Origin of the sequence: Haematobacter massiliensis (assembly GCF_000740795.1) — a bacterium.
Classification (GTDB): domain Bacteria; phylum Pseudomonadota; class Alphaproteobacteria; order Rhodobacterales; family Rhodobacteraceae; genus Haematobacter; species Haematobacter massiliensis.
On record NZ_JGYG01000006.1, the window covers coordinates 37,738 to 58,323 of the forward strand.

Genomic DNA, 20,586 nt, shown 5'->3' on the forward strand with positions numbered 1-20,586 from the left:
GGGGGGAGCATTTCTAACAGCCATCAATAAGCCTATCTTTCAGCTTCTACCAAGCCAAGGCGACTTAGCTTGCCAATGACAGCATTCCGGCTGGTGCCCCCCAATTTCTTGGCGATCTCATTCGCACTCATCCCGGCTCCCCATAGCCGCTTGAGGCGATCCACCCGTTCATCTGTCCAAGGCTTCATTGTTCTGCCGTCTCCTTGAACTCCGTCCGGATTCTCTTCACCAAGTTCAGTCGAAGTGGAAGGAGTGGATCTCCTGCCACCATCATAGGCCAACAAGGTACGGAGACGGCGAATGCGCCCCGGGTGAGAAAGAAAGTCGAGAGCCTTGGCCTCGATCTGACGAATGCGCTCGCGCGTTACTCCGTAAATCTGGCCGACTTCCTCTAGGGTCATGTCAGATTCACGCCCTATCCCAAAACGCATACGGATTACATCTGCCTGCCGATCCGGCAGCTCACCAAGGATTTCAGTGATGACGCGTTCTGTCTCCGCCCGACCAAACACATCTGACTCGGCGGGCTCCGGTAGCAGAGTATCCCACTCGTCACTGCCATCCGGATATTCGGCCGCGCGCGGAATCCTGCGGAACTGTCGGACCTGATCAGCGGTCCATTCCAATTCTATGGCGAGGTCATCGTCTGAGACCGTGCCGTGGCCACGGATAGCGAGCCTGTCAATCGCCGCATCAAGTTTAGCCAGGTCCTCGTGCCGGTGCACAGGTACGCGAATAGAACTGCCTTCATCTGCGCGCCATCGTGTCAGCGCCTGTTTCATCCAGAACGCACAATAGATTACGAAACGGACCCCACGATCTGGGTCGAAACGTCTTGTTGACCGCTGCAATCCCGTGAACGCCACCTGAAAGACGTCTTCCGGATCCTCGGCAGGCTCTACGTTCCTTGCCGCAAAACGCCGAGCATAAGGCAGGTGCTCGACGATCAGGCGCTCATTCGCGGTCTCGTAAGCCGAAATCAGCCGATCCAGCTGGGCCGCCTGATCGAAGTCCATCTCTCTTGCCTTGAGAGAAGCGACCAAGGTCTTCTGGTAGGCTAGGGAGAGGTCGAGTGCGTCCAGCGCCGCAAGAGCCTCCCTTCGTCGTTTCCCGTCCATAACGCGACCACTGATGTGCCAGGACTTCAGAGCTTCCGAAGCTGCCATCACTTCAGACGTCTCGGAGTGTCCCGGGCCCGAAGGGATAATCGTTCTCAGGGAGAAAGAACCAGGATCTCGCGAACCGTCAGCAATCTTGTCGACCGCCTCAATGATCGCGTCGACAGCAGCTTTCGAGGCAAGAATCCCAAGCAGGAGTTCTTGCTTGGCCCGCATCATGGGCTCGAGCAGCTGTTGCTCATCAGACTTGTCCATGACGAAGCGCTGCGTACCGGGAAGGCGCGTCGCGCGCGTCAGCGTGGCCTCTAGGATATCGGCGAGATCGTCAGCTGATACTTCAGACTTGGCGTCCCAAAGGCCAGCCTCTTCCGGGTCCTCGCCATCAGGTGTCAGGCCAACAAGTTCGAGGTTGCGCTCAAGATTGATGCGAAGCTCGTCTGTATCACCGTTCCCTTCGCAATTGTCGATGAGTTGATCCAAGTCACCGCCAGAACACCAGCCCTTCGCGAGCACTTCTTTTGCCCACGCCAAGCAGAAGTCCGGATCTATCGTCAGCTGTGTGCCGGTCTGAATGACAGCCTTCTTGGTCGACTTCCGCCCTCGGTTGCGGGTCTTGAGGAAGCCATGTTCGTCACCCTTGTCTGGCAACGATTGGCCGGTCGACCCGATGCCATCTCCGGCAATCTGTGCCGGCGACAGGTCAAGGTTCCAATCCCCATCCTCTTGATCTGGAACTGAAGGTGCCGAACTGACAAGCGCGACGAATGTCCCGGAAGCTTTGGTGCCGACCGACTGACCGAAGTAGGCCTCTGGCTCTTCCTCCGCCTCGAACTGGAGGAGGTCATCAAGCGAGTCCAACTCCGCACGAATTGCAGGCTGTTGTTTGCCTGTCTTCGGCTCTTCTACCTTCGCGCTTAAATGCGCCACGGCCTCTGCCTTCGAAGCTGCCCTTGAGGTATCTTCGAAATCACGGCGCCTTTCATCCAGCAACGGTTCGGCTCGGAGCTGCTCGATATCGGGGCCGTAAGTCTCGAGGGACGGCTGAGGCCCATGGGGCTCCGGAATGCTGTCGCCCGTTGGCAGGACTATTGCCTCTCGCGGCTTGTTCAGTAGCCCCAAGCGGAACAGTTTGCTCAGGACGGCATTTCTGCTCGTATTCCCAAGTTCCCTGGCGATCTGGTTTGCACTGTGCCCCTCCGACCACAGCTTTCTCAACAGGACGACGCGTTCTGTGGTCCATGTTGTTGTGGCGCTCTGTGCGGGCTCCCCTTGATCTCGGTCTTCATGCTCTCTTGACTCGAATGCATTGGTGTCGGGCAGATGCGTCGGACTTGCCGTCTGTCTTGACGCATCTGGATGCGGTCCAATTGTCTGCCCCTCGATACCTTCGGTGCGTCCGGAGTTGGCAGAAAGTGAATACAGAAGCTGCGCTACGAGCGCGTGACCTTCTGCAAGAGCCACATCGGCAGATGTCTGTCTGCCATGGTTGAGGGCAAGAGGATCGGCGCCAGCCCTTACCAGGATATCACAAAGCGCAAGCTTACCCATTCTCGCGGCAAGGTGGAGTGGGCTATCACCCTTTGGATCGACAGCGTGCAGTCTGCCAGAAGCAATGAAGCCACGAAGTGCCTCCGGTTGACCAGAAATCACCAAGCGGACTTCCGACGGCGACAAAGGCAAACAGTCGGCTCGCACTATTGGCGCGATGGCACCAGCGACGCTGGGCTTGCACCCGTCAGGAGAAGCCAGGTGATGCACCCGAGGTTGCTCTGGTGCCGATGGGTTGGTCTGAGGTGGATCAGTCTCGTCACAGGTGTCCGAAGGATGGAACCATTCATGATTGCAGTTCGAACACTGCATGTCACGCCCGTCCGGAGGGATCAGTTCGCCGCCAACCTCATAGATCGCCTTGCACCCAGGGCATTCGATCTTGACCAATGCGACTATGGTTTCTTCGAAGGCTCCGGGTTTCTGCTCACAATCAGCTGGCTCAGTAGAATCCGATTCAATCCTATCATCGTTTTCATTTGTCGCGCCTGCAGTTGTATCTGCGTCAACTATCGTAGGAGCAAGATCGGCGATGAATTCCGAGGTATCGTGCTCGGTTTCCCGCCAGCTCAGGCGTTCTGACATCTCGACGTTTGCCTCGTTGCTGGCTCTCGAACCCCGAGGGTTGTCCGCTGAACGAGGATTATTCGTGACAATAGAGTGGCATTGGCCGGTTGCAGATACCGTTTGCCCCTGATCAATCGATGAAGCTTCGCCCGAAGATATGGTCTTTTCGGAGTGAGGGGCTTCATGCGGCGCCACCAGATCCGGCGGTTGTGGGTGAGCGAAGCTTCTGTCACCCGACCCTGATGCCCCCTTGTGACCTGATGAACTATCGTCAGCAGCAACGATTTCGATATCACTCGTCGCAGTCTGCTCACTTTGATGTTGGGGTCTGTCTGCTTCTGTCCTGATGCTATCCGGAAGGCGACCCAGGAGGCGAGACAGCCTATCCATGAATTTCATGCATGCCCTCCCTGTTCAGCAGAACAATCTGCTGCTCGTGGGGCTTCCTGGCCGCGGGATCGGTGTCAAGCCCTAGCCGCCGGAGCGCATAGTAAAGCAATGCCCGTCGAACCCTGATCTCTGCCTTGCCACCGCTCATGCCGTAGTCGAGCGCGATCACCTTGGCCTGCGTCTCTGACAGGGCAGGGTGGGGGCCGATTTCCAGCGTTGCGAAGGTGTGCCAGTCCTGATCGTTGTCGCCCAGAACGTCGGACGTGCGCGATCCGCGGATGTCGAGGATCCGCGACAGCAGGAAATCCTTGAACACCTCGTCACTGGAGCAGAATGCGCGGGCATGCCAGCGGAAGCCATCGAAGGCGATTGCATGCGGCGCGATCCAGCGCCACCGGGGCTCTGGGTTGGACAGGGACTGGTACTGCACTTCGATCGCTTCGCATCTGCGGATTGCGTCGACCACGGACCGAAGGGTTGCAGGATCGACGCCGCGCGCTGGGGTGGGGGCGGAATCGTAGGTGGGCAGACCCGCGATCCAGCAGTCGTCCTGATCGAGGATGCCGTCGGCGACCGAGCGCAGCTGGGCCAGGTATCGACCAGCATCGAGCTTGTCGAACACAGGCTTGAAGCCCGGTTGGCGCACATATGTCCGCAGGCTGCGATCATAGTCCATGTTATGAGGGGCGAGGCCGATGTAGCGGCTCAGGTCGGAGGATGCCTGGTTCACCGACAGCCCGAACTGCTCCATCACATCGCTGCGGTTCACATGCCCCTCCCAGAACAGGCGGAACTCGATGAACTCGAGCCTTTGCTCGACCCCCCAACGAAGCTCCGACCTGTCGTTGCTCACCACGCTCTCCCGTCATCGGTCGATGCGCATGGAAATTATGCGCGCCCAATTTCTGGGCTTTCTTCGACCGTAGCCGCGCGAGGCTTGGTGATCAATCAAAAAGGGAAGGGTTTGTGCGTAGTTATCCCAAGGATTGCCGCAGGTTCTGCGCGACGGCGTCGGCCGCCATCCGCACTGGTTCCGCCGCGAGATGTGCGTATCGCGCCGTGGTCTGGACCTGCGTGTGGCCAAGGAGCTTGCCGATCATCGGCAGGCCTTGACCCGACGCCACGGCCGTGGACGCGAAAGTGTGGCGCAGGTCGTGGATGCGGACGTCCTTGACCCCGGCACGGGCGCGGACGCGCTGCCAGAAGGGTTGCAGATCGCTCGGGGCTTGCCGGGCAGGGTGCCGGTGATCACCCACGGGTTGCCGTCAATGCGCAGGGCGTGCCGCAGCAGGTCCGCCACCGGCTGGCCGACGTGCACGACCTTCGCCCCTGTCTTGGAATCCGGTAGGCGCAGGACAGGGACGTCGAGATCGACGTAGGACCATTTCAAGGACATGATCTCGTTCAGGCGGCATCCATTCAGGATCAGCAGGCGCGCCGCGAGGATGGCCGAGGGCAGTTCCACCCCTTCTACTTCCATTTCGCGCAGCACCTCGCCAATCCGCCGCAGCTCCGCCGCGCTCAGGAACCGTTCGCGCTTCTCCTCGAGGTATTTCCGGATGTGCTTGCGCGGGTTGGTCCCGTCCGGACGCAGGCCCCACATTTCCGACAGGCTGAACATCTTCGAGATCACCTCGAGGCAGCGGTTGGCCTGATAGGGGATGTGGCGCAGGTCGTGGTGGAACTTCGCGACATCCGCCCGCGTGATCCCCGTGACCGTCAATTGCCCGAGCGCGGGCAGGATGAAGCGCTGCAGGTTCCGGCGATACTCTTTTCCCGTGCTGGCCTTCACACGGATGGCGATGTGTTCCTTGTCGAACCTCTCAGCCAGTTCCTTGATCGTGATCGCCTTGCGCCCGGCGTCGCGTTCGGCCGCCGGGTCCAGTCCGTTCCGTGCTGCGGCCACGATGGTGATGGCGCGGGTGCGTGCCTGTTCGCAGGCCATCACGGTGCTGGGGCCAAGGCTGATGCGCCGCGACCGGCGGCCAGCGCGGTATTGCACGACGTAGCCTTTCCGCCCGCTTGGCAGCACCCGAAGTCCGAAGCCGGGGATGTCGCTGTCCCAGACGAAGTATTCGGCGGCTTGGGCTTCTGCGGCGTCGACGATGCGCTTTGTGAGTTTGGGCATGGGGGTGGCTTCCGGGTTCTCTGGCTTCCACAGTGCGCAATGCGGGGGGTTAGTCAACGAACACATTGATATTGCGTGTAAAAAGGAAAATCCGCGCAATCTCACGCAGGGGGTGAATCGCTGCCGTGGGCGAAAACTCTGGTCCCCGCGAATCAGAACGCAGGTTCCGGTCTTTCGACCACGCTGCTAAGGTCTGCGAAAAGAAACGGAATTCCGATGGCGTCGAAATCCACCCTGAATGCAAAGAACCTGGAGGCGCTGGGGACTGAGCGTCTGGCGCAGCTGCTGATCGAGATCAGCACTGGCGACGCCGCTGCCAAGCGAAAGCTGCGGCTGGCGCTCGCCGGAGCGGAGGGCCCGAGGGAAGCGGCGCGGGAGCTCACCAAGCGGCTGACCAGCATCGCAAAGGCGCGGACCTTCGTGAACTGGCAAAACCGCAAGCCGTTGGTGAAGGATCTTCAGACCCAGCGTAGCGCCATCATGGAACAGATCGCCCCGCATGATCCCGGTGAGGCGCTGGCGCTCTTGTGGCGGTTCATGGGACTGGCCACGCCCGTGTTCGAACGCTGCGACGACAGCAGCGGCACTGTCATTGACATCTTTCACCAGGCCTGCGCCGATCTGGGCGAGGTGGCCAAGGCGGCTGATGCGGCGCCGGAGGCACTGGCGCGACAGGTTCTCGATGCGTTGCAGGACAACGGTTTCGGTCAGTATGACGGTCTGATCGCCATCATCGCCCCGGCGCTGGGCCCCGAGGGCGTCGCGCGCCTCAAAGAACTGGTCGAAGAGCTTGGACGTACGCCCGTGCCGGTGCCGCCGAAGAGCGAGTGGCAGGCCGTTGGCTGGGGCAGTGGTGGCACGCGCTATGCCCACGAGATGGAGGAACGCGCGCGGCAGAGCACGGTCGAAATGGCGCTGAAGGAGATTGCCGACGTGCAGGGTGAAGTCGATGGCTTCATCGCCCAGTACGACCCAAAGACCCGCAAGGTGCCGAAGATCGCGGCCGAGATCGCGCAGCGATTGCTGGCGGCGGACAGGGCAGGGGACGCGCTTGGCTTCATCGAGCGGGCGGAGGTGGACAAGGCGCGCTGGATCCCGCCCGAGTGGCAGGACGCACGCCTTGCCGTGCTGGAGGCGCTTGACCGGAAGGATGAGGCGCAAGCATTCCGCTGGGCGTGTTTCGAGCGCGACCTGTCGGGGGAGCACCTGCGGGCCTATCTGAAGCGCCTGCCGGATTTCGAAGATATCGAGGCCGAGGAACGCGCGTTGGCGCATGCTGCTGGCCATACCGACCTGCTGGCTGCGTTGGCCTTCTTTCTGAACTGGCCATCGCTAGCCCATGTCGCGCGATTGCTGATCGACCGGCAGGACGAGGTCGACGGCGATCACTACGAATTCCTGGCACCAGCGGCCGAGACATTGGCCGAGAAGCATCCGCTGGCCGCGACGGTGGCGCTGCGGGCGATGATCGATTTCACGCTGACCGAGGGGAGGCAGAAGCGCTATGGCTATGCTGCCCACCACTTGGCAACCTGTGCCGACCTGGCCGGACGGATCGAGGACTTCGGACCGGTCGAGCCGCACCCTGCCTATGCCGCGCGCCTGAAGGCCGAGCATGGCAAGAAGACCGGCTTCTGGTCGCGGATAGACGGATGATGGACGTGCTACCGAAAAATCATTCCGCCACCCATTGGAAGCATGGTGGAAGCACGAGGGGGAAAACCGCTGCGCAATCCTGACAATCCGCGCGCAGTCCAAGCTTGTGGGCCCATCTCGCAACTGGCAGGATATGCGAAAGAAAACGCGATTCGTCGCGCCTGATCGTGTTTCGTTTGACACGACTCATAACCTGAAGGTCACAGGTTCAAATCCTGTCCCCGCAACCAAAATACACAAACCTCCGTAGCAAAAAGCACGGAGGTTTTTTGCATCTGGGCCGCCGCACCAACAACCTCACGCATAGGCAGTCCGCAGGCCAGACGCAGCAGGCTCGCCAGTGCCCCGTGAAGGTGGATCGCAAGGCCAAGTTTGCCGCTGATTGCGGATTTGGCGCCCCAGGCGTCCTCGGCTGGAAACCGGCACCAGTTCCACTTTCTCGACCAAGGCCCGCAGCGCATCCTTGAACACCTCGGGCGTCTGCAGGACGCGCCGGACCTTGGTGACGATGGCGTCCTCGACCATGCTCGCAGACAGGCGGGTCGGCGCTTGACCTGCGCCGCTGTCGTCCTCCGTCGTGCGGTTCTTGATCACGTCCATCGACACGTAATAGCGGTAAAGCTTGCCTCGGTTCTTGGTCGCGGTCGGGGTCATCGTCGCGCCGGTATCGGTGAAGATCAGGCCCTTCAGCGGCGCGGGCGTCTGCATGCGGCTGTTGCTGGACCGCGCGTGGCGGTTGGCTTCGTTCATCGTTCATCGTTCATCGTTCAGCCGTCCGGAGGCGGCTTCTCAACTTCAGAACTTATATCCGATATCGAGGCACGCATTCAGGTTTACGACCTAATCCTCAAACTTCGCACTGTGGTTGCCGATACGCTAGGACGCGACATGCAGTCGGCGCTCAGCTGGTCGTCCGACCTTCAGCGCGCAACCTCCTTGATGCGGATTTTCGGCGTGAGTACGATCCCGGCGATTAGGGACCCACTGCCGGCGGGCGTGTCAGGGGCGCGATTTCTCGTCGATCTTGCGGGTTGTCGCCAACTCCCCAGGGCGCGGATCGACGCACTCGTTTCTGCTGAACGGGCGCTGATGCCTCCTTGAGGCCTCGGAACCTCGCTATTCGGCGAGGCAACCCGCCAAAGCCTGATGCCTTCGGTCCATCACCGCCATGACGTTGGATTCAAGAGTGATTAGGCTTGAGTTCGACTTCTGTTCCACGTCGCGAATGCCACTGGCATGGAAGTGTTCAGCCCGTTTTCCAAGAAAATCATCTTATATCAGACACCTAGAGGCTAAGCACTAGAATGCCCCAATCAAGAGGTCCGGAGAATATCCGCCTTGAGAGACCACTTCCAGCCCTCCTGGCGCCGGTGCCAGTGCTCAGCCCCTCCCGCATAACCCTCGAATACAACGAGAAAATCCGGTTGCAGCCGGATCAGGAGAACGCTTTCGCGAAGGCAAGTGGCGGGCCGAAGCCGACGAAACGGAGAACTACACCTACGCCATAGCCCTCCAAGACGGTGCCTAGGAACAGAATCTAACACGCGGAAATCGTCGATCGGCACGAACATATAGTCTAGATCACTCCTCCGCGAGTTGATAGATTTGCTTCACGAGGTCTCCCCTCGCATACGCGCTGTAGTAACTGCGGCGTAAGAGCTAATGTCTGCACATATCGTGCGCGCCATATCGACAATGCGACACATGGCGTGATTGGAAGGGAGACCTCGTGCCGCCGTCCTTTTTTGGTATCCCCGTCGTACGAATTGCAATTCCTCCCGAACTGGCTAGTGAGGCGGCGCTTCTTACCTACCTGGGCGTATCGGCCAAAGAACTGAAAAAGATCTGGTGGTTTCGTGGTCGCATGTACCACCAATTCGAGATCGCCAAGGGGAACGGCAAGTCCAGAATCATCAGCGCGCCCGACAAGCGCCTCAAATACATTCAGCGGAAGATCGCGGCGCTGCTTGGCCTGCTCTATCGCGTCCGGCATCCCGTCCATGGCTTTGTCGCTGGAAAATCCGTGAAAACCAATGCATTAGCCCATCTACGCAAACGCTTTGTGCTCAACATCGACCTGAAAGATTTCTTTCCGTCGATCACCGAAAATCGGATTATCGGCGTCCTCGAATCACTTGGCATAGACAGCCGGGTGGCAAACATCATTGGCCGACTGTGCTGTCACAACTCTCACTTACCGCAGGGCGCGCCGACGAGTCCCGTCCTCTCCAACATGATCTGCTTTCGCTTAGATAAGGAGCTACTCGCTTTCGCGAAGGCGTCGCGGTGTATCTATACTCGCTACGCGGACGACATCACGCTTTCGAGCCACCAGCCAATGACGGCGCTGTTCGAGGCGGTCCCACCCTCGGGACATTTCGCGCCCGATCAGCTTTCGCTGGATTTCCGCAATATTATCATTACGAACGGATTTGCGATAAACCCCGACAAAGCACACTATGCCGACCGGCACTCGCGTCGAACAGTTACGGGACTCAAGATTAACGAACTTCTCAATGTTGATCGCCGCTATGTCCGGAATATTCGTGCGGCACTCTATTCAGTGGAGACTCTGGGGAAGAAGACTGCGCAGAATAAATTTGAGAGCAGTCATCGCGGTACATCCGATCTAGGTAAACATCTTGAGGGAAAGATCACTTGGCTCCGACACATCCGAGGCCAATCTGACCCTGTATTTCGTTCGATCGCAGTTCGATTCAACGCTAGTTTCCCAGAGCGTAAGATCGAGGTGACACCGACTGCGGCTGAGGTCCGCGACAGGGCTGTATGGGTTGTCGAGCATTTCGAGGGCGATATGGCGCAGGGAAGCGCCTTCTTCCTCAAGGATGTCGGCTTAGTCACTGCTGCCCATTGCGTCGCGGGCGTGGAAGAAGTCGAGGTATACCATCCGAGCAAGCCGTCTAACACCTTCAAGGCGAAAGTACTGAAGCGCGACGAGCCTCGTGACCTTGCTATTCTCGAACATGCAATCCCGCCTACCGAGTATTTCGAACTTGAACAGTCGAACCATTCCGTCGTGGTCGGTGAAGGGCTGGTTGCTTTCGGATATCCAAGCTTTGGCCCAGGCGACAGGCTAAATGTTCGGGACGGGAAGGTGAGTTCGCTGCCTGTCAAACATGGTGTCAAGCTGATCGAGGTAACACAGAAGCTGTCGCAAGGAATGTCAGGCGGCCCTCTGCTCGACCATAACGATGCGGTCGCGGGAATCATTCATAAAGGTGGCCCCGGTGAAGGTCGTGACTTCGCTATCCGGATTGAGATGCTGAACGATTGGCTCGCTGAATAACTTCGAGGTGGACAAGGGGAAGACGTTCGATGCTCACAACCGAGACGGTGTGTGTTTAATATTCACAGGCAGGGTGGCATCCGATAGTCTTCGTAGTGGGGGGAAACGATGTACCTACATTCCTATCGACTGAGAAATTTCCGACGGCTTCGGGACGTGCATGTCGAGCTTGCGTCCGACATCTCCATTTTCGTTGGGGCGAATAATAGCGGAAAAACCTCCGCGACGCAGGCAATGCAGATGTTCCTTGCCGGCGGTAAAGATTCTTTCTCACTGTACGATTTTAGCTCGCACGCTTGGCCGCTGCTCGACGAGATTGGCGAACGAGAGGGGGAGGTCGCCGAGGCTGAGTTCCCAACCGTCTCGCTCGATCTTTGGTTCGAGGTGGGAGCCGATGACCTTTATCTTGTCATCCCCATTCTGCCTTCGACGTCTTGGGCCGGGACGCTTGTTGGCATCCGCGTCGAACTCGCGCCCAGAAACATCACCGAATTGATCCAGCGTTATCGCACCGCTCGCGATGATGGTCGAGCCAAAGCGGCGGCGCTAGTCGGCGGCGCAGGCGATTATGTGCCTTGGCCAAAATCGCTGTCGGCTTACCTGCTTAAAGAACTGAGACACGAGTATGAGCTGCGATATTACGTCCTCGACCACAGGCAATTTGATGCGAAATTTCAGGCGGTGGAGGGATATCAGCCGCTGCCGTTGGGTAACGAGCCCGGCGGCAGTGCTGTACTAAAATCGCTCATCAAGGTAGACTTTCTCAATGCACAGCGGCACCTTGCGGACCCTTCAACTGCTTCCGGAAGCGGCCGTTCGGAGGATTTGTCGAAGCGTCTGAGCCGCTTCTATCAACGCAATCTCGATCAACGTCAGGACGATCATCAGGCGCTCAAAGCGCTGTTTGAGTCTGAGGTGGGCCTCGACAAGCATCTCGCGGAAGTTTTCAAAGGCACATTGGAGCGGTTGGGGCGTTTGGGTTATCCCGGCCTCAATAACCCAAGGCTAGAAATCAAGTCAGCCCTGAACCCCGCGTCCATCATGACACAGGATGCGCGCGTCCACTACATCGTGGGCGAAGCCGCGCAGACGGTCATGCTGCCCGACACCTACAATGGCCTCGGCTTCAAAAACCTGATCTATATGGTGGTCGAAGTGCTCGACCTTCAGGAACGCTGGAAAGCCGAAGAGGAGAAGCGTGCGCCTCTCCATCTCATATTCATCGAGGAGCCAGAAGCACACCTTCACGCGCAGCTCCAGCAGGTTTTCATTCGCAACATTCTCGACTTGCTGGTCATTCCGGGCGAGGCGGGAGGATCATTCGTCACACAAGCGGTCATTACGACCCACTCGCCGCACATCCTGTACGAACGCGGCTTTCAGCCGATCCGCTACTTCCGGCGCGATTTGGTCGGAAACGATCAAGTCACTGAAGTGCTCAACCTCTCCGCGTACTATGCGAAGGAAACCGAACACCGCGATTTCCTGCAAAGGTATCTCAAACTTACCCACTGCGATTTGTTCTTCTCTGACGCCGCTGTGCTCGTGGAGGGCAATGTCGAGCGATTGCTGCTCCCGATCATGATATCAAAGACGGCGACATCGTTGCGATCCTCCTGCATTTGCATTCTGGAGGTGGGCGGTGCCTTCGGCCATAAATTCAAATCGCTGATCGAATTCCTCGGGATCGTCACGCTGATCATCACCGACGTAGACAGCGTTACCTTGTTGCCTGCTGATCATGACGGCGATGATGACGACGATGACGAGCTGGAGATCGAAGTCGAGGCCCTTGAGGTGGACGCTGCCAACGATGTCGATGAACTACTTGGTGGCGATGCTCCGGCCGCACAAGCTGGCGATGCCGCCGATCCTGCCCCCGCCCGACGTTACGGAAAAAAGTGCTTGCCCGGTGTCGCCGGGGCAATCACGTCTAACCAGACTCTCGTGAAATGGCTTCCGGCCAAGCTGTCGATCGACGAGCTTTTCGCAGCACTGGAGCAGGAGAAAGAAACGCCGGCGGATGTAACGCCCCGTGTCCGCGTGGCGTATCAGACGCCCGTTCCAGTCGCATGGAATGGTCAGAACGTAGAGCTGGCTGGTCGGACGTTGGAAGAATCGTTCGGACTGGAAAACGCCGAATGGTGCCAGAGCGCAGAGCAGAGAAGATTGGGTCTACGCCTCCGCGGTGCACTAGCGGACCCGGCGGCGTTGGCGGCCGGCCTTCACAAAAGGGTCAGCGGCGATAAGTTCGACAAGACCAAGTTCGCGCTTGGAGTGCTTACGGCTCGACCGGAAGAGTGGCAGGTTCCGAAGTACATCCGTGAAGGTCTGGTTTGGCTTAAGGCGCAGGTCGATCTCGAAGTTGAGGCCGAACTGGAAGGCGGTGTAGTCGGTGAGTAGCCGCGCGCAACAGCCCGACACACAGGCCGACGTAGATCTTCGGCAGTGCTTGGAATCTCAGCCGCCGACCAGTTTTAACATGGTCGCCGGCGCGGGTTCGGGCAAAACCACTTCGCTGATCAAGGGGCTCGCCTCGATCCTTGCCATCCATGGCGAGCGTTTGCGACTACGCAGGCAGCGCGTGGCCTGCATAACCTATACAGAGATCGCCGCCGGAGAGATTTGGGCTGACGTGGGAAACAATCCTCTCGTCCACGTCTCCACGATTCATAGTTTTCTTTGGTCCATCGCACGCGGCTTCCAACAAGATATCGCCGCTTGGGTTGCAAATAGGATCGACGAGCGGATCACGGAATTACAGCACGATGCCGCCAATTTTGACCCACGCGTTCAGCAGAAAACGCGAGACAAGAACGCCCGCGATATAACGCGCTACGAGCAGCAGCGTGAGGCTATCACTCAAGTTCGTAGTTTCACTTATGGAACAGGAAGTGACTACGCCAAAGGCATCCTCGGCCACGATGACATCATTAAGATGGCTTCGCAGTTGATGATTCAACGGCCGCTTTTCCGAACTCTCGTCGCACAACAATTTCCGTTTGTTTTCGTGGATGAGAGCCAAGATACCTTTCCCGTTATCGTCGAAGCGTTGATGGCGGTTCAGCAGCAGGAGCAGGCCCGCATCTGCCTCGGGTTCTTCGGCGACCCGATGCAGCGCATCTATCCCACCGGCATCGGCACAGTTCCCAAACCCGATGATTGGCGGGCGATCCCCAAGCCGGAAAATTTCCGCTCGCCCACCTCGATATTGAACCTCGCAAACGCCATTCGGCGTGAAGGTGACGATCTGGTTCAGATTGGTGGCCGAAAGGAAAAAAGTGGTGACCAGGAAGTGTCGGTGATCGGAACGGCGCGATTGTTTGTCTTGCCGACTGATGCTCATCGCGACGAACGCGTGGCTCAGGTTCGGGCGTGGATTTCGAACGCAAACGATGACGAGTTGTGGCAGCCCGCCGACGAGAACGACCCAGTGAAAATGCTGGTGATCGTGCATCGCATGGCGGCGAAGCGATTGGGGTTCGGCGATCTGTATGCGGCGCTCAACGATAAAGCGCCTGAGGCCTTCAAGAATGGCTTTCTGGACGCGTCCGCGTGGCCGCTGCGCCCGTTTGTGTCGTTTCTACTGCCGCTTGCGGAGGCCGTTCGGGACGCGCGAGACTTCGAGACGATGCGGCTGCTTCGGCTTCATTCGCCGTTGCTAGCAAAGGCCAACCTTCAAGGCGTGAACATCGCCGAGCGGCTCAATGAACTTCAGGCGGTGAGCAATCAGGTCGGTGAGCTGATGGGACCTCAGTCGCAGGCCACCATTCGTGACGTGCTGACGCTTGCCAAGGAAAGTCGCTTGGTGGAGTTCGACCCGCGCCTGTCCGCGTACCTTGAGGATGTTGCTGTGAACGAGGCAGAAGTCGAGGCCGATGACAATTTAGACGAAGGCGAGGAAGGCCTTTCAAACGAGATCAATTCAATGGCCGCGTTCCTAGCCTGTCCGGCTAAGCAGCTTCGACCCTATCAGGCCTACGTCAACGAGGAATCGCCTTTTTCCACGCAGCAGGGCGTGAAAGGGGCCGAGTTCGATCGTGTGCTTGTCGTCCTCGATGACGACGAAGGCACGCACTTTCAATTCTCCTACGAGAAATACCTTGGATTGAAAGAGCTTTCTGCGCGAGACAAAAAGACTTTGCAGGACGGCGGCGAAACAGGCGTCGAACGGACGCGGAGACTTTTCTACGTTTGCTGCACACGAGCGCGGCAAAACCTAGTGGTTATCCTTTTCGTGGCTGATCCTGCAGCGGCGATTGCGCATATTCGCGGGCTCGGACTCTTTCCAGAAGCGGATATCCTCTCGCAGGATGCACTCGCTTGACTGAATCGAGAGCCAAGTCAGATGAGGCTGCGGGCGTAATACTTGAATTACCCTTTTCCTAGAACTTAGGGCTCCGCCCTCGGCGCACTTCGAGAGGCTTCCGCCCAGCTTCCTCCACGCGTGCCGCGCTCCGTGCAGCCGGTTCCCCGCGAAGCCTCCCTCCGTTTGCACACCCGGTCTCGGCGACGGCCAGAAGGTCAGGCGCGGCGTTCCGCTTCGCTGACCTTCAGACCCGAGGATCAGAGACATGACCAACGTATCCGACAACAGCCCCCGCATCTATGTCGCCTGCCTTGCCGCCTACAACAACGGCTATTTGCACGGGGCTTGGATCGACGCGGATCAGGACGCCGGCCAGATCAGGGACGAGATTGCGGCGATGCTTGCCCGTTCCCCTGTCGAGCACGCGGAGGAATACGCCATTCACGACTACGAGGGCTTCGAGGGCGTCAGCATCTCCGAATATGCCGGCATCGACAGCGTGGCACGGATGGCCGCTTTCATTGCAGAGCATGGCGCACTCGGCGCGGGCCTGCTGGAGCAGTTAGGCGGCGACATGGAGCAAGCGGAATCCACTTTTGAGGACTGCTATCATGGTCTGTTCTCCAGCCTTGCCGACTACATGGAAGAGCTGACCACCGGAAGCCTCACGATCCCCGAGGCGCTGCGCTACTATGTCGATTGGGAGGGGATGGCGCGCGACGCCGAGATGGGCGGCGATCTGTTCACTATCGAGACCGCGCGCGGCGAGGTCCATGTGTTTTCAAGCAGGTGAAAACATGACTGCCTGTCCGTGCTGATACGGGCAGGCATCTCGAAAGCCCCAGCTGTTGCGAAGCTAAAAACACCAAAGAATGATCGGGTTAGCCGCTCAAGGTATCTGCTTTGAGCGGCTTCTATATTTCCGGTGATCCTTGAACCTCTTTTTGCCGGGCGCTGCCCAGCATCCCGGCTTGGGGAGGTGACGCCATGCTCAGCATCGATTGGCGATCTCCGGCGGCATATGGGCACACAAAACACATTCCAGCCGCTGGCTTCGCTTGGGAATATTTGCGCCGCAACGACGAATATCGTCGGGACTGCCAGACCATCGCACTGACCGGACAGCCGGGTAGCCGCGACCTTGAAGCGTTCGCGCATCGCTGGGGGTTGCGATTTCCCGTGCGATCCCGACGCGCCGCATGACCGGCAATCGCCGATCTGGAGTCCGGGCCTTCAACCGCAAGTCGTGATGTTGTCGCCGGTCGTTCACAAAAACGACGACACCGAGCCGATATTGATGTTGGCGCATCTTGAAGGTCTCGACCTGCGCCGCGCCGCAGATGGCTGGCACGGCATCTGGCAGGTGGATGGCGTCAAACATCAATTCTGGCTGCCCGAGGCGGTGCCCGACTCAGCCGCCTTCTATGCCGTCACCCTGCCGATGGATTCCTTTCTGGAACTGCGCGCCCACGCCGCCCGCCGTCTTTGGCGGTCCGCGATCACTTCGAGCTGGAGTTCAACGTTCGCAAGCTCGCCAAGAATGGCGTCCGGCTGGTGTCCATCACGCAGGAAATGGGCGACGACCCCATGCACGTCATGATGCGGCAGATCATGGCACTGTTCGACGAATACCAGTCGAAGGAGAACGCCAAGCACGTCCTGCGCGCCTTGAAGGAGAACGCCCGGCAAGGCTTCTGGAACGGCTCGCTGCCGCCCATCGGCTACCGCGTCGTCGATGCCGAGCAGCGCGGCACGAAGATGAAGAAGAAGCTGGAAATCGACCCGCTGCACGCCGACACCGTGCGGCTGATCTTCCGCCTAGCATCGGAAGGCGACGGCACGTCCGGCCCCATGGGCGTCAAGAACATCGTCAGCTACCTCAACAGGCACCGCATGTTCACCCGCAGCGGCGGGCGTTGGGGCATCGGCCAGCTTCACCGCGTCCTGACCTGCCGCACCTATATCGGCGAACACCGCTTCAATCGCCGGTCCAAGAAAGGCGAGGTGAAGCCCGAGGAAGAAGTCGTCACCGTCGCGGTGCCGCCGCTGATCGACCTTGAGATATTCGAGGCGGTGCAGAGGCGGTTGCAGGTCAACAATCCGAAGGTGACGTCGCCGCGCGTCGTCAGCGGCCCGAACCTGCTGACTGGTATCTGCTATTGCGGCAATTGCGGTGGGGCCATGACGCTGCGCACGGGCAAGAACGGCCGCTACCGCTATTATGCCTGCTCGATCCGGGCGCGGCAGGGTGAAACCGGCTGCAAGGGCCGCGCGATCCCGATGGACAAGCTGGACCGCATCGTGGTCAGCCACATCGAGGAAAGGCTGCTGGACCCCGAGCGGATCGAAGACGTGCTCGCCTCGCTGCTGGATCGCCGGCAGGAGAGCGTCGAGCGGCGCAGCCAGCACATCACCGAGTTGAACCAGCGCGCGGCCGAGGCCGATATGTGGCTAAAGCGGCTCTACGAGGCTATCGAGGCGGGTTCGCTCGACCCGGCCGAATCCGCCCTCGGCGAACGCATCGCGGGCCTTACGGCGATACGGGATCAGGCACGGGCCGACGCCGTAAGGACCGAGGCCATGCTGAAAAGCTCGGCCCACAAGGGCCTCACAGGCGCGGCCGTGCGGGAATTGGCGAGCGAGGCGCGCACCGGGCTTCGGCTCGAAACGGGCGGCTATCGGCGGGATCACGTCCGGGCTTTCGCGCAGCATGTCGAGGTCGCGGACGATGCGATCTACATCAACGGCAGCAAAAACACGCTGTTGAGGGCGCTGATAGCCACTAAGGGAGGGAAATCGGCGGGAATCGGCGTTCCCGGTTTTATACCGAAGTGGCGGAGTGGAAGGGATTCGAACCCTCGAGACGGTTTCCCGCCTGCACCCTTAGCAGGGGTGTGCCTTCGACCACTCGGCCACCACTCCGCTGGCCGGTATAGGGGGGAAGAAACGTGAAAACAAGGTCAAATCCTCCTTCCGTGAAGAGACGAACATTATCGTTATACCCCAGTACAGTATGCGTTGTTTACAACTTGGCCGCTCTTGTTGATGTCCTCCTGAGGCGGGGCAACACCGTTGTTCAAATGCGGCGATAGCGTTGGAGCGGTGAGGCTATCCTCCCGCACTGAAGGTTCCGCTTGATCGTGCCTCCGGCATCACCAGCTTGGTCTGCCAAGACTATATTATCTTCTGCAAGCTGAAGCTCGATGGCAGCCTTAGTGTCTCCGATATCCGAGCGGTCTGTGAGGTGCGGACCTCTGTCCCGAGATGCGTCTCCTGAATGAAGCTCAATGCAGCGAACAGCAGTTCGGGAGTTGCGCCAAGCCACTCCAGCGCGTGGTGCGGGGGCATCCTTCGACCTATCGGATATTGGCCGAATACAAACAGACAACTTCCGGCAGATCGCCGGCTGTCATCGAAACAAGAACCCGCCACCGGCGAAGCTCATCGGGGTGCCGCCGCGAGGGAAGTGTCTCCGTGCTGGCGGGAGCGCGTCCGCCCGTCATGCAGCGTCCGTTCGATCTCGATCAACCGCTGCTTTCGCCACAATCCGCCGCCGTAGCCGGTGAGAGAGCCGTCGGCGCCGATCACGCGGTGACAGGGGATCATCAGCGCGATTTGATTAGCGCCATTGGCACGCGCCACGGCCCGCGTGGCTGCGGGGCGGCCGATCTGGCGCGCTATGTCGCTGTAACTTCTGGTTTCGCCTACGGGTATCTCACGCAGCGCCTGCCACACGTCACGGGTAAAGGGGCTGGCCGCAAGCGCCAGCGGAACAGTGAATTCTGCCGAGCGTGCGGAGAAATAGGCCTCCAGCTCCGCCGCCGCCTGTTCCGAGGGCGGGGCGCTGCCCACGCCAATCCCTCCGGGTGCGGAGGACCGCAGGCGGGACAATTCGGCGGGAAGCGCCTTGCGGTCGATGAATTCCAGCAGATGCAGGTGGGTCGGGCTGCTGACGGCGATCATGTCGCCCAGCGGGGTGGGGATCCATGTCGCCTGCAGCAGCGCCTGGCTTCGGAGCGCACCGGGAGCGCAGCCCATAAGCCGGGCAAAGGCAGTGCGGAAAGCGCTCGGGCTGTCGAAACTCGCCTCGTGCTGAGCGGTAATGACTTTCGCCCCGGCGGCGAGTGACTGAAAACCGTCGCGAAGCCGCCGTTGGCGCGCCATTTCGAGGAAGGTCATCCCGAACTGTCGCCGGAAACTGCGCCGCACGGTCGAAGGGTCGTGGCCAAGACGTTCCACCTCCGCTTCGGTCCAGCGGAAGCCGGGCCGTTCCTCCATCGCGGCAAGCAGCGCGGCGATGGTCGGATCGGCCAGCGCTGCGGCCTTCAGCGGGTGGCAGCGTCTGCAGGGACGGTAGCCCGCCTCGATACATTCGCCGATGGTGGCATAGAACGTGCAGTGTTTTGCCAGCGGCTTGCGGGCGGGGCATGTGAGCCGGCAGAAGATGCCGGTGGAGGAGACGCAGACAAATGCCTGCCCGTCGAAAAGCGGGTCCCGCGCGAGCAGGGCGTCATACAGCGTGGCGGGATCAGGAAGATTGAACAGCATGGGCCAGTATCTACCACACACGCATAAGACGTGACGCCGGAAATCGGGCGTCTATTCTTTTCAGGGCAGGGGGAGCTCCTCGCTCCACTCCTGCGAGGTGATCCAGTCGCAGAGCACCGCAATCATCGGGCGGCGGCGATGAGCGCGCGGAAGGACGAGCGAAAAGGCGGGCACATCGGCGGGCGCCATGTCGGAGAGGGCGTCGATACCGAGGGGGGCGACAAGCCTGCCCGCACGGATATCATCGAGCGCATCCGCTCGTGAAAGCAACCCCACACCCAGCCCGGCAAGTGTTGCGCGGCGCATGGTCTCGGCATCCTGGAACGACACGCCGCCCTCTCCGGCAGACAGATCGACCCCCAGATGCCCGAGCACCTTGGCCCACATCTTCGGCGCCGCCATTGTGTGCAGCAGCGGCGCATGTTGCAGATCGTCCGGCCTAAGGAGGGTCTCCGCGACCGAAGGCCGGGCCGCGATGACCTTTGGATCCCGGATGAGCAGGTGGCTCTCATGCCCCGGCCAGTTTCCGAAACCCCATTGTACCGCGACGTCCACCTCGTCCCGCTCGAAATCCGGCAGTTCGACCATGGTGGTGAGGCGAATATCCGCAGCGGGCGCGATCTCGCGAAAGCTGGCAAGCCGTGGCAGCAGGTAGCGGGTGGCGAAATAGGGGCTGGCGTTCAGGGTGATGCGCGCGCGTCGGGGGGATGTCACGCGGCGGATCCCTTCGGCCATCTCCTCGAAGCCTGAAGCGACGTAGTGGCCCAGCAGCAATGCCGCTTCCGTCGGCTCCGCAGCGCGCCCGCGCCGCTCGAAAAGCGGCAGGCCGAGCACGCTTTCCAAAAGCCTCACCTGCTGGCTCACCGCCTGAGGGCTGACGCGCAGCTCGTCCGCCGCGCCGCGAAAGCTGCGCGCACGCATCACCGCGTCGAAGGCGCGAAGGGAGTTCAACGGGGGCAGGGAGTTTCGATCTGTCACCGTCTCTCTCGCCCGCGCGCGGCAGCCGGGGGCGAGG

Annotated in this window: 11 protein-coding genes, 1 tRNA gene and 2 pseudogenes; 7 read left to right on the forward strand and 7 right to left on the reverse strand. The window is 60.0% G+C overall.

Annotated elements, in window-relative coordinates; genetic code table 11:
- Positions 1 to 32 precede the first annotated feature (32 nt).
- The 3 genes and pseudogenes from CN97_RS21115 to CN97_RS21510 form a co-directional block, all read right to left on the reverse strand.
- Positions 33 to 3,632, reverse strand: coding sequence for a sigma-70 family RNA polymerase sigma factor (locus CN97_RS21115; protein WP_084684084.1), 3,600 nt, complete (start codon positions 3,630 to 3,632; stop codon positions 33 to 35).
- Positions 3,616 to 4,476, reverse strand: a complete 861-nt coding sequence (locus CN97_RS09910) for a WYL domain-containing protein (RefSeq protein ID WP_035710665.1) — start codon at positions 4,474 to 4,476, stop codon at positions 3,616 to 3,618. The genes CN97_RS21115 and CN97_RS09910 overlap by 17 nt, the downstream gene beginning before the upstream one ends.
- Before the next feature lie 121 nt (positions 4,477 to 4,597).
- Positions 4,598 to 5,751 (reverse strand): annotated as a pseudogene (locus tag CN97_RS21510) (tyrosine-type recombinase/integrase).
- 216 nt (positions 5,752 to 5,967) lie between these two features.
- On the opposite strand from CN97_RS21510, the gene CN97_RS09920 reads away from it, so the two are divergent.
- Complete coding sequence (locus CN97_RS09920) at positions 5,968 to 7,407, forward strand: DUF6880 family protein (RefSeq protein WP_035710667.1); 1,440 nt, start codon at positions 5,968 to 5,970, stop codon at positions 7,405 to 7,407.
- A 297-nt stretch (positions 7,408 to 7,704) separates the two neighbouring features.
- Here the strand turns inward: CN97_RS09920 and CN97_RS19865 are convergent, their stop codons facing one another.
- Positions 7,705 to 8,157 (reverse strand): hypothetical protein, encoded by a 453-nt coding sequence (locus tag CN97_RS19865; protein WP_051911121.1) that lies wholly within the window; start codon positions 8,155 to 8,157, stop codon positions 7,705 to 7,707.
- A 979-nt stretch (positions 8,158 to 9,136) separates the two neighbouring features.
- Here CN97_RS19865 and CN97_RS09930 point away from each other — a divergent pair.
- The 6 genes and pseudogenes from CN97_RS09930 to CN97_RS21230 all read left to right on the forward strand — a co-directional run.
- Complete coding sequence (locus tag CN97_RS09930) at positions 9,137 to 10,714, forward strand: reverse transcriptase domain-containing protein (protein WP_035710669.1); 1,578 nt, start codon at positions 9,137 to 9,139, stop codon at positions 10,712 to 10,714.
- A gap of 108 nt (positions 10,715 to 10,822) precedes the next feature.
- Positions 10,823 to 13,117, forward strand: coding sequence for an ATP-dependent nuclease (locus tag CN97_RS09935; protein WP_035710672.1), 2,295 nt, complete (start codon positions 10,823 to 10,825; stop codon positions 13,115 to 13,117).
- Positions 13,110 to 15,041: a UvrD-helicase domain-containing protein gene (locus tag CN97_RS09940; RefSeq protein ID WP_035710675.1), complete on the forward strand. Its 1,932-nt coding sequence runs from the start codon at positions 13,110 to 13,112 to the stop codon at positions 15,039 to 15,041. Before CN97_RS09935 ends, CN97_RS09940 begins: the two co-directional genes overlap by 8 nt.
- Before the next feature lie 247 nt (positions 15,042 to 15,288).
- Positions 15,289 to 15,816: an antirestriction protein ArdA gene (locus tag CN97_RS09945; RefSeq protein WP_035710678.1), complete on the forward strand. Its 528-nt coding sequence runs from the start codon at positions 15,289 to 15,291 to the stop codon at positions 15,814 to 15,816.
- A 194-nt stretch (positions 15,817 to 16,010) separates the two neighbouring features.
- Positions 16,011 to 16,226, forward strand: a complete 216-nt coding sequence (locus tag CN97_RS21465) for a transcriptional regulator domain-containing protein (RefSeq protein WP_084684087.1) — start codon at positions 16,011 to 16,013, stop codon at positions 16,224 to 16,226.
- Between the two features lie 351 nt (positions 16,227 to 16,577).
- Positions 16,578 to 17,279: pseudogene (locus tag CN97_RS21230) on the forward strand (recombinase family protein); the annotation flags it as partial.
- Between the two features lie 576 nt (positions 17,280 to 17,855).
- Here the strand turns inward: CN97_RS21230 and CN97_RS09960 are convergent.
- The 3 genes from CN97_RS09960 to CN97_RS09970 all read right to left on the reverse strand — a co-directional run bounded on the left by CN97_RS09960 (position 17,856) and on the right by CN97_RS09970 (position 20,549).
- Positions 17,856 to 17,945 (reverse strand) — tRNA-Ser (locus CN97_RS09960).
- A gap of 519 nt (positions 17,946 to 18,464) precedes the next feature.
- Complete coding sequence (locus CN97_RS09965; RefSeq protein ID WP_084684088.1) at positions 18,465 to 19,571, reverse strand: bifunctional transcriptional activator/DNA repair enzyme AdaA; 1,107 nt, start codon at positions 19,569 to 19,571, stop codon at positions 18,465 to 18,467.
- A 60-nt stretch (positions 19,572 to 19,631) separates the two neighbouring features.
- A complete protein-coding gene (locus tag CN97_RS09970; protein ID WP_035710688.1) occupies positions 19,632 to 20,549 on the reverse strand; it encodes a LysR substrate-binding domain-containing protein in 918 nt (305 codons plus the stop codon).
- Positions 20,550 to 20,586 lie beyond the last annotated feature (37 nt).

Bases quoted from the DNA above. Each gene is read 5' to 3' on its own strand.
- CN97_RS21115 (WP_084684084.1), bottom strand. From the start codon at position 3,632: ATGAAATTCATGGATAGGCTGTCTCGCCTCCTGGGTCGCCTTCCGGAT.
- CN97_RS09920 (WP_035710667.1), top strand. From the start codon at position 5,968: ATGGCGTCGAAATCCACCCTGAATGCAAAGAACCTGGAGGCGCTGGGG.
- CN97_RS19865 (WP_051911121.1), bottom strand. From the start codon at position 8,157: ATGAACGAAGCCAACCGCCACGCGCGGTCCAGCAACAGCCGCATGCAG.
- CN97_RS09935 (WP_035710672.1), top strand. From the start codon at position 10,823: ATGTACCTACATTCCTATCGACTGAGAAATTTCCGACGGCTTCGGGAC.
- CN97_RS09945 (WP_035710678.1), top strand. From the start codon at position 15,289: ATGACCAACGTATCCGACAACAGCCCCCGCATCTATGTCGCCTGCCTT.
- CN97_RS21465 (WP_084684087.1), top strand. From the start codon at position 16,011: ATGCTCAGCATCGATTGGCGATCTCCGGCGGCATATGGGCACACAAAA.
- CN97_RS09965 (WP_084684088.1), bottom strand. From the start codon at position 19,571: ATGCTGTTCAATCTTCCTGATCCCGCCACGCTGTATGACGCCCTGCTC.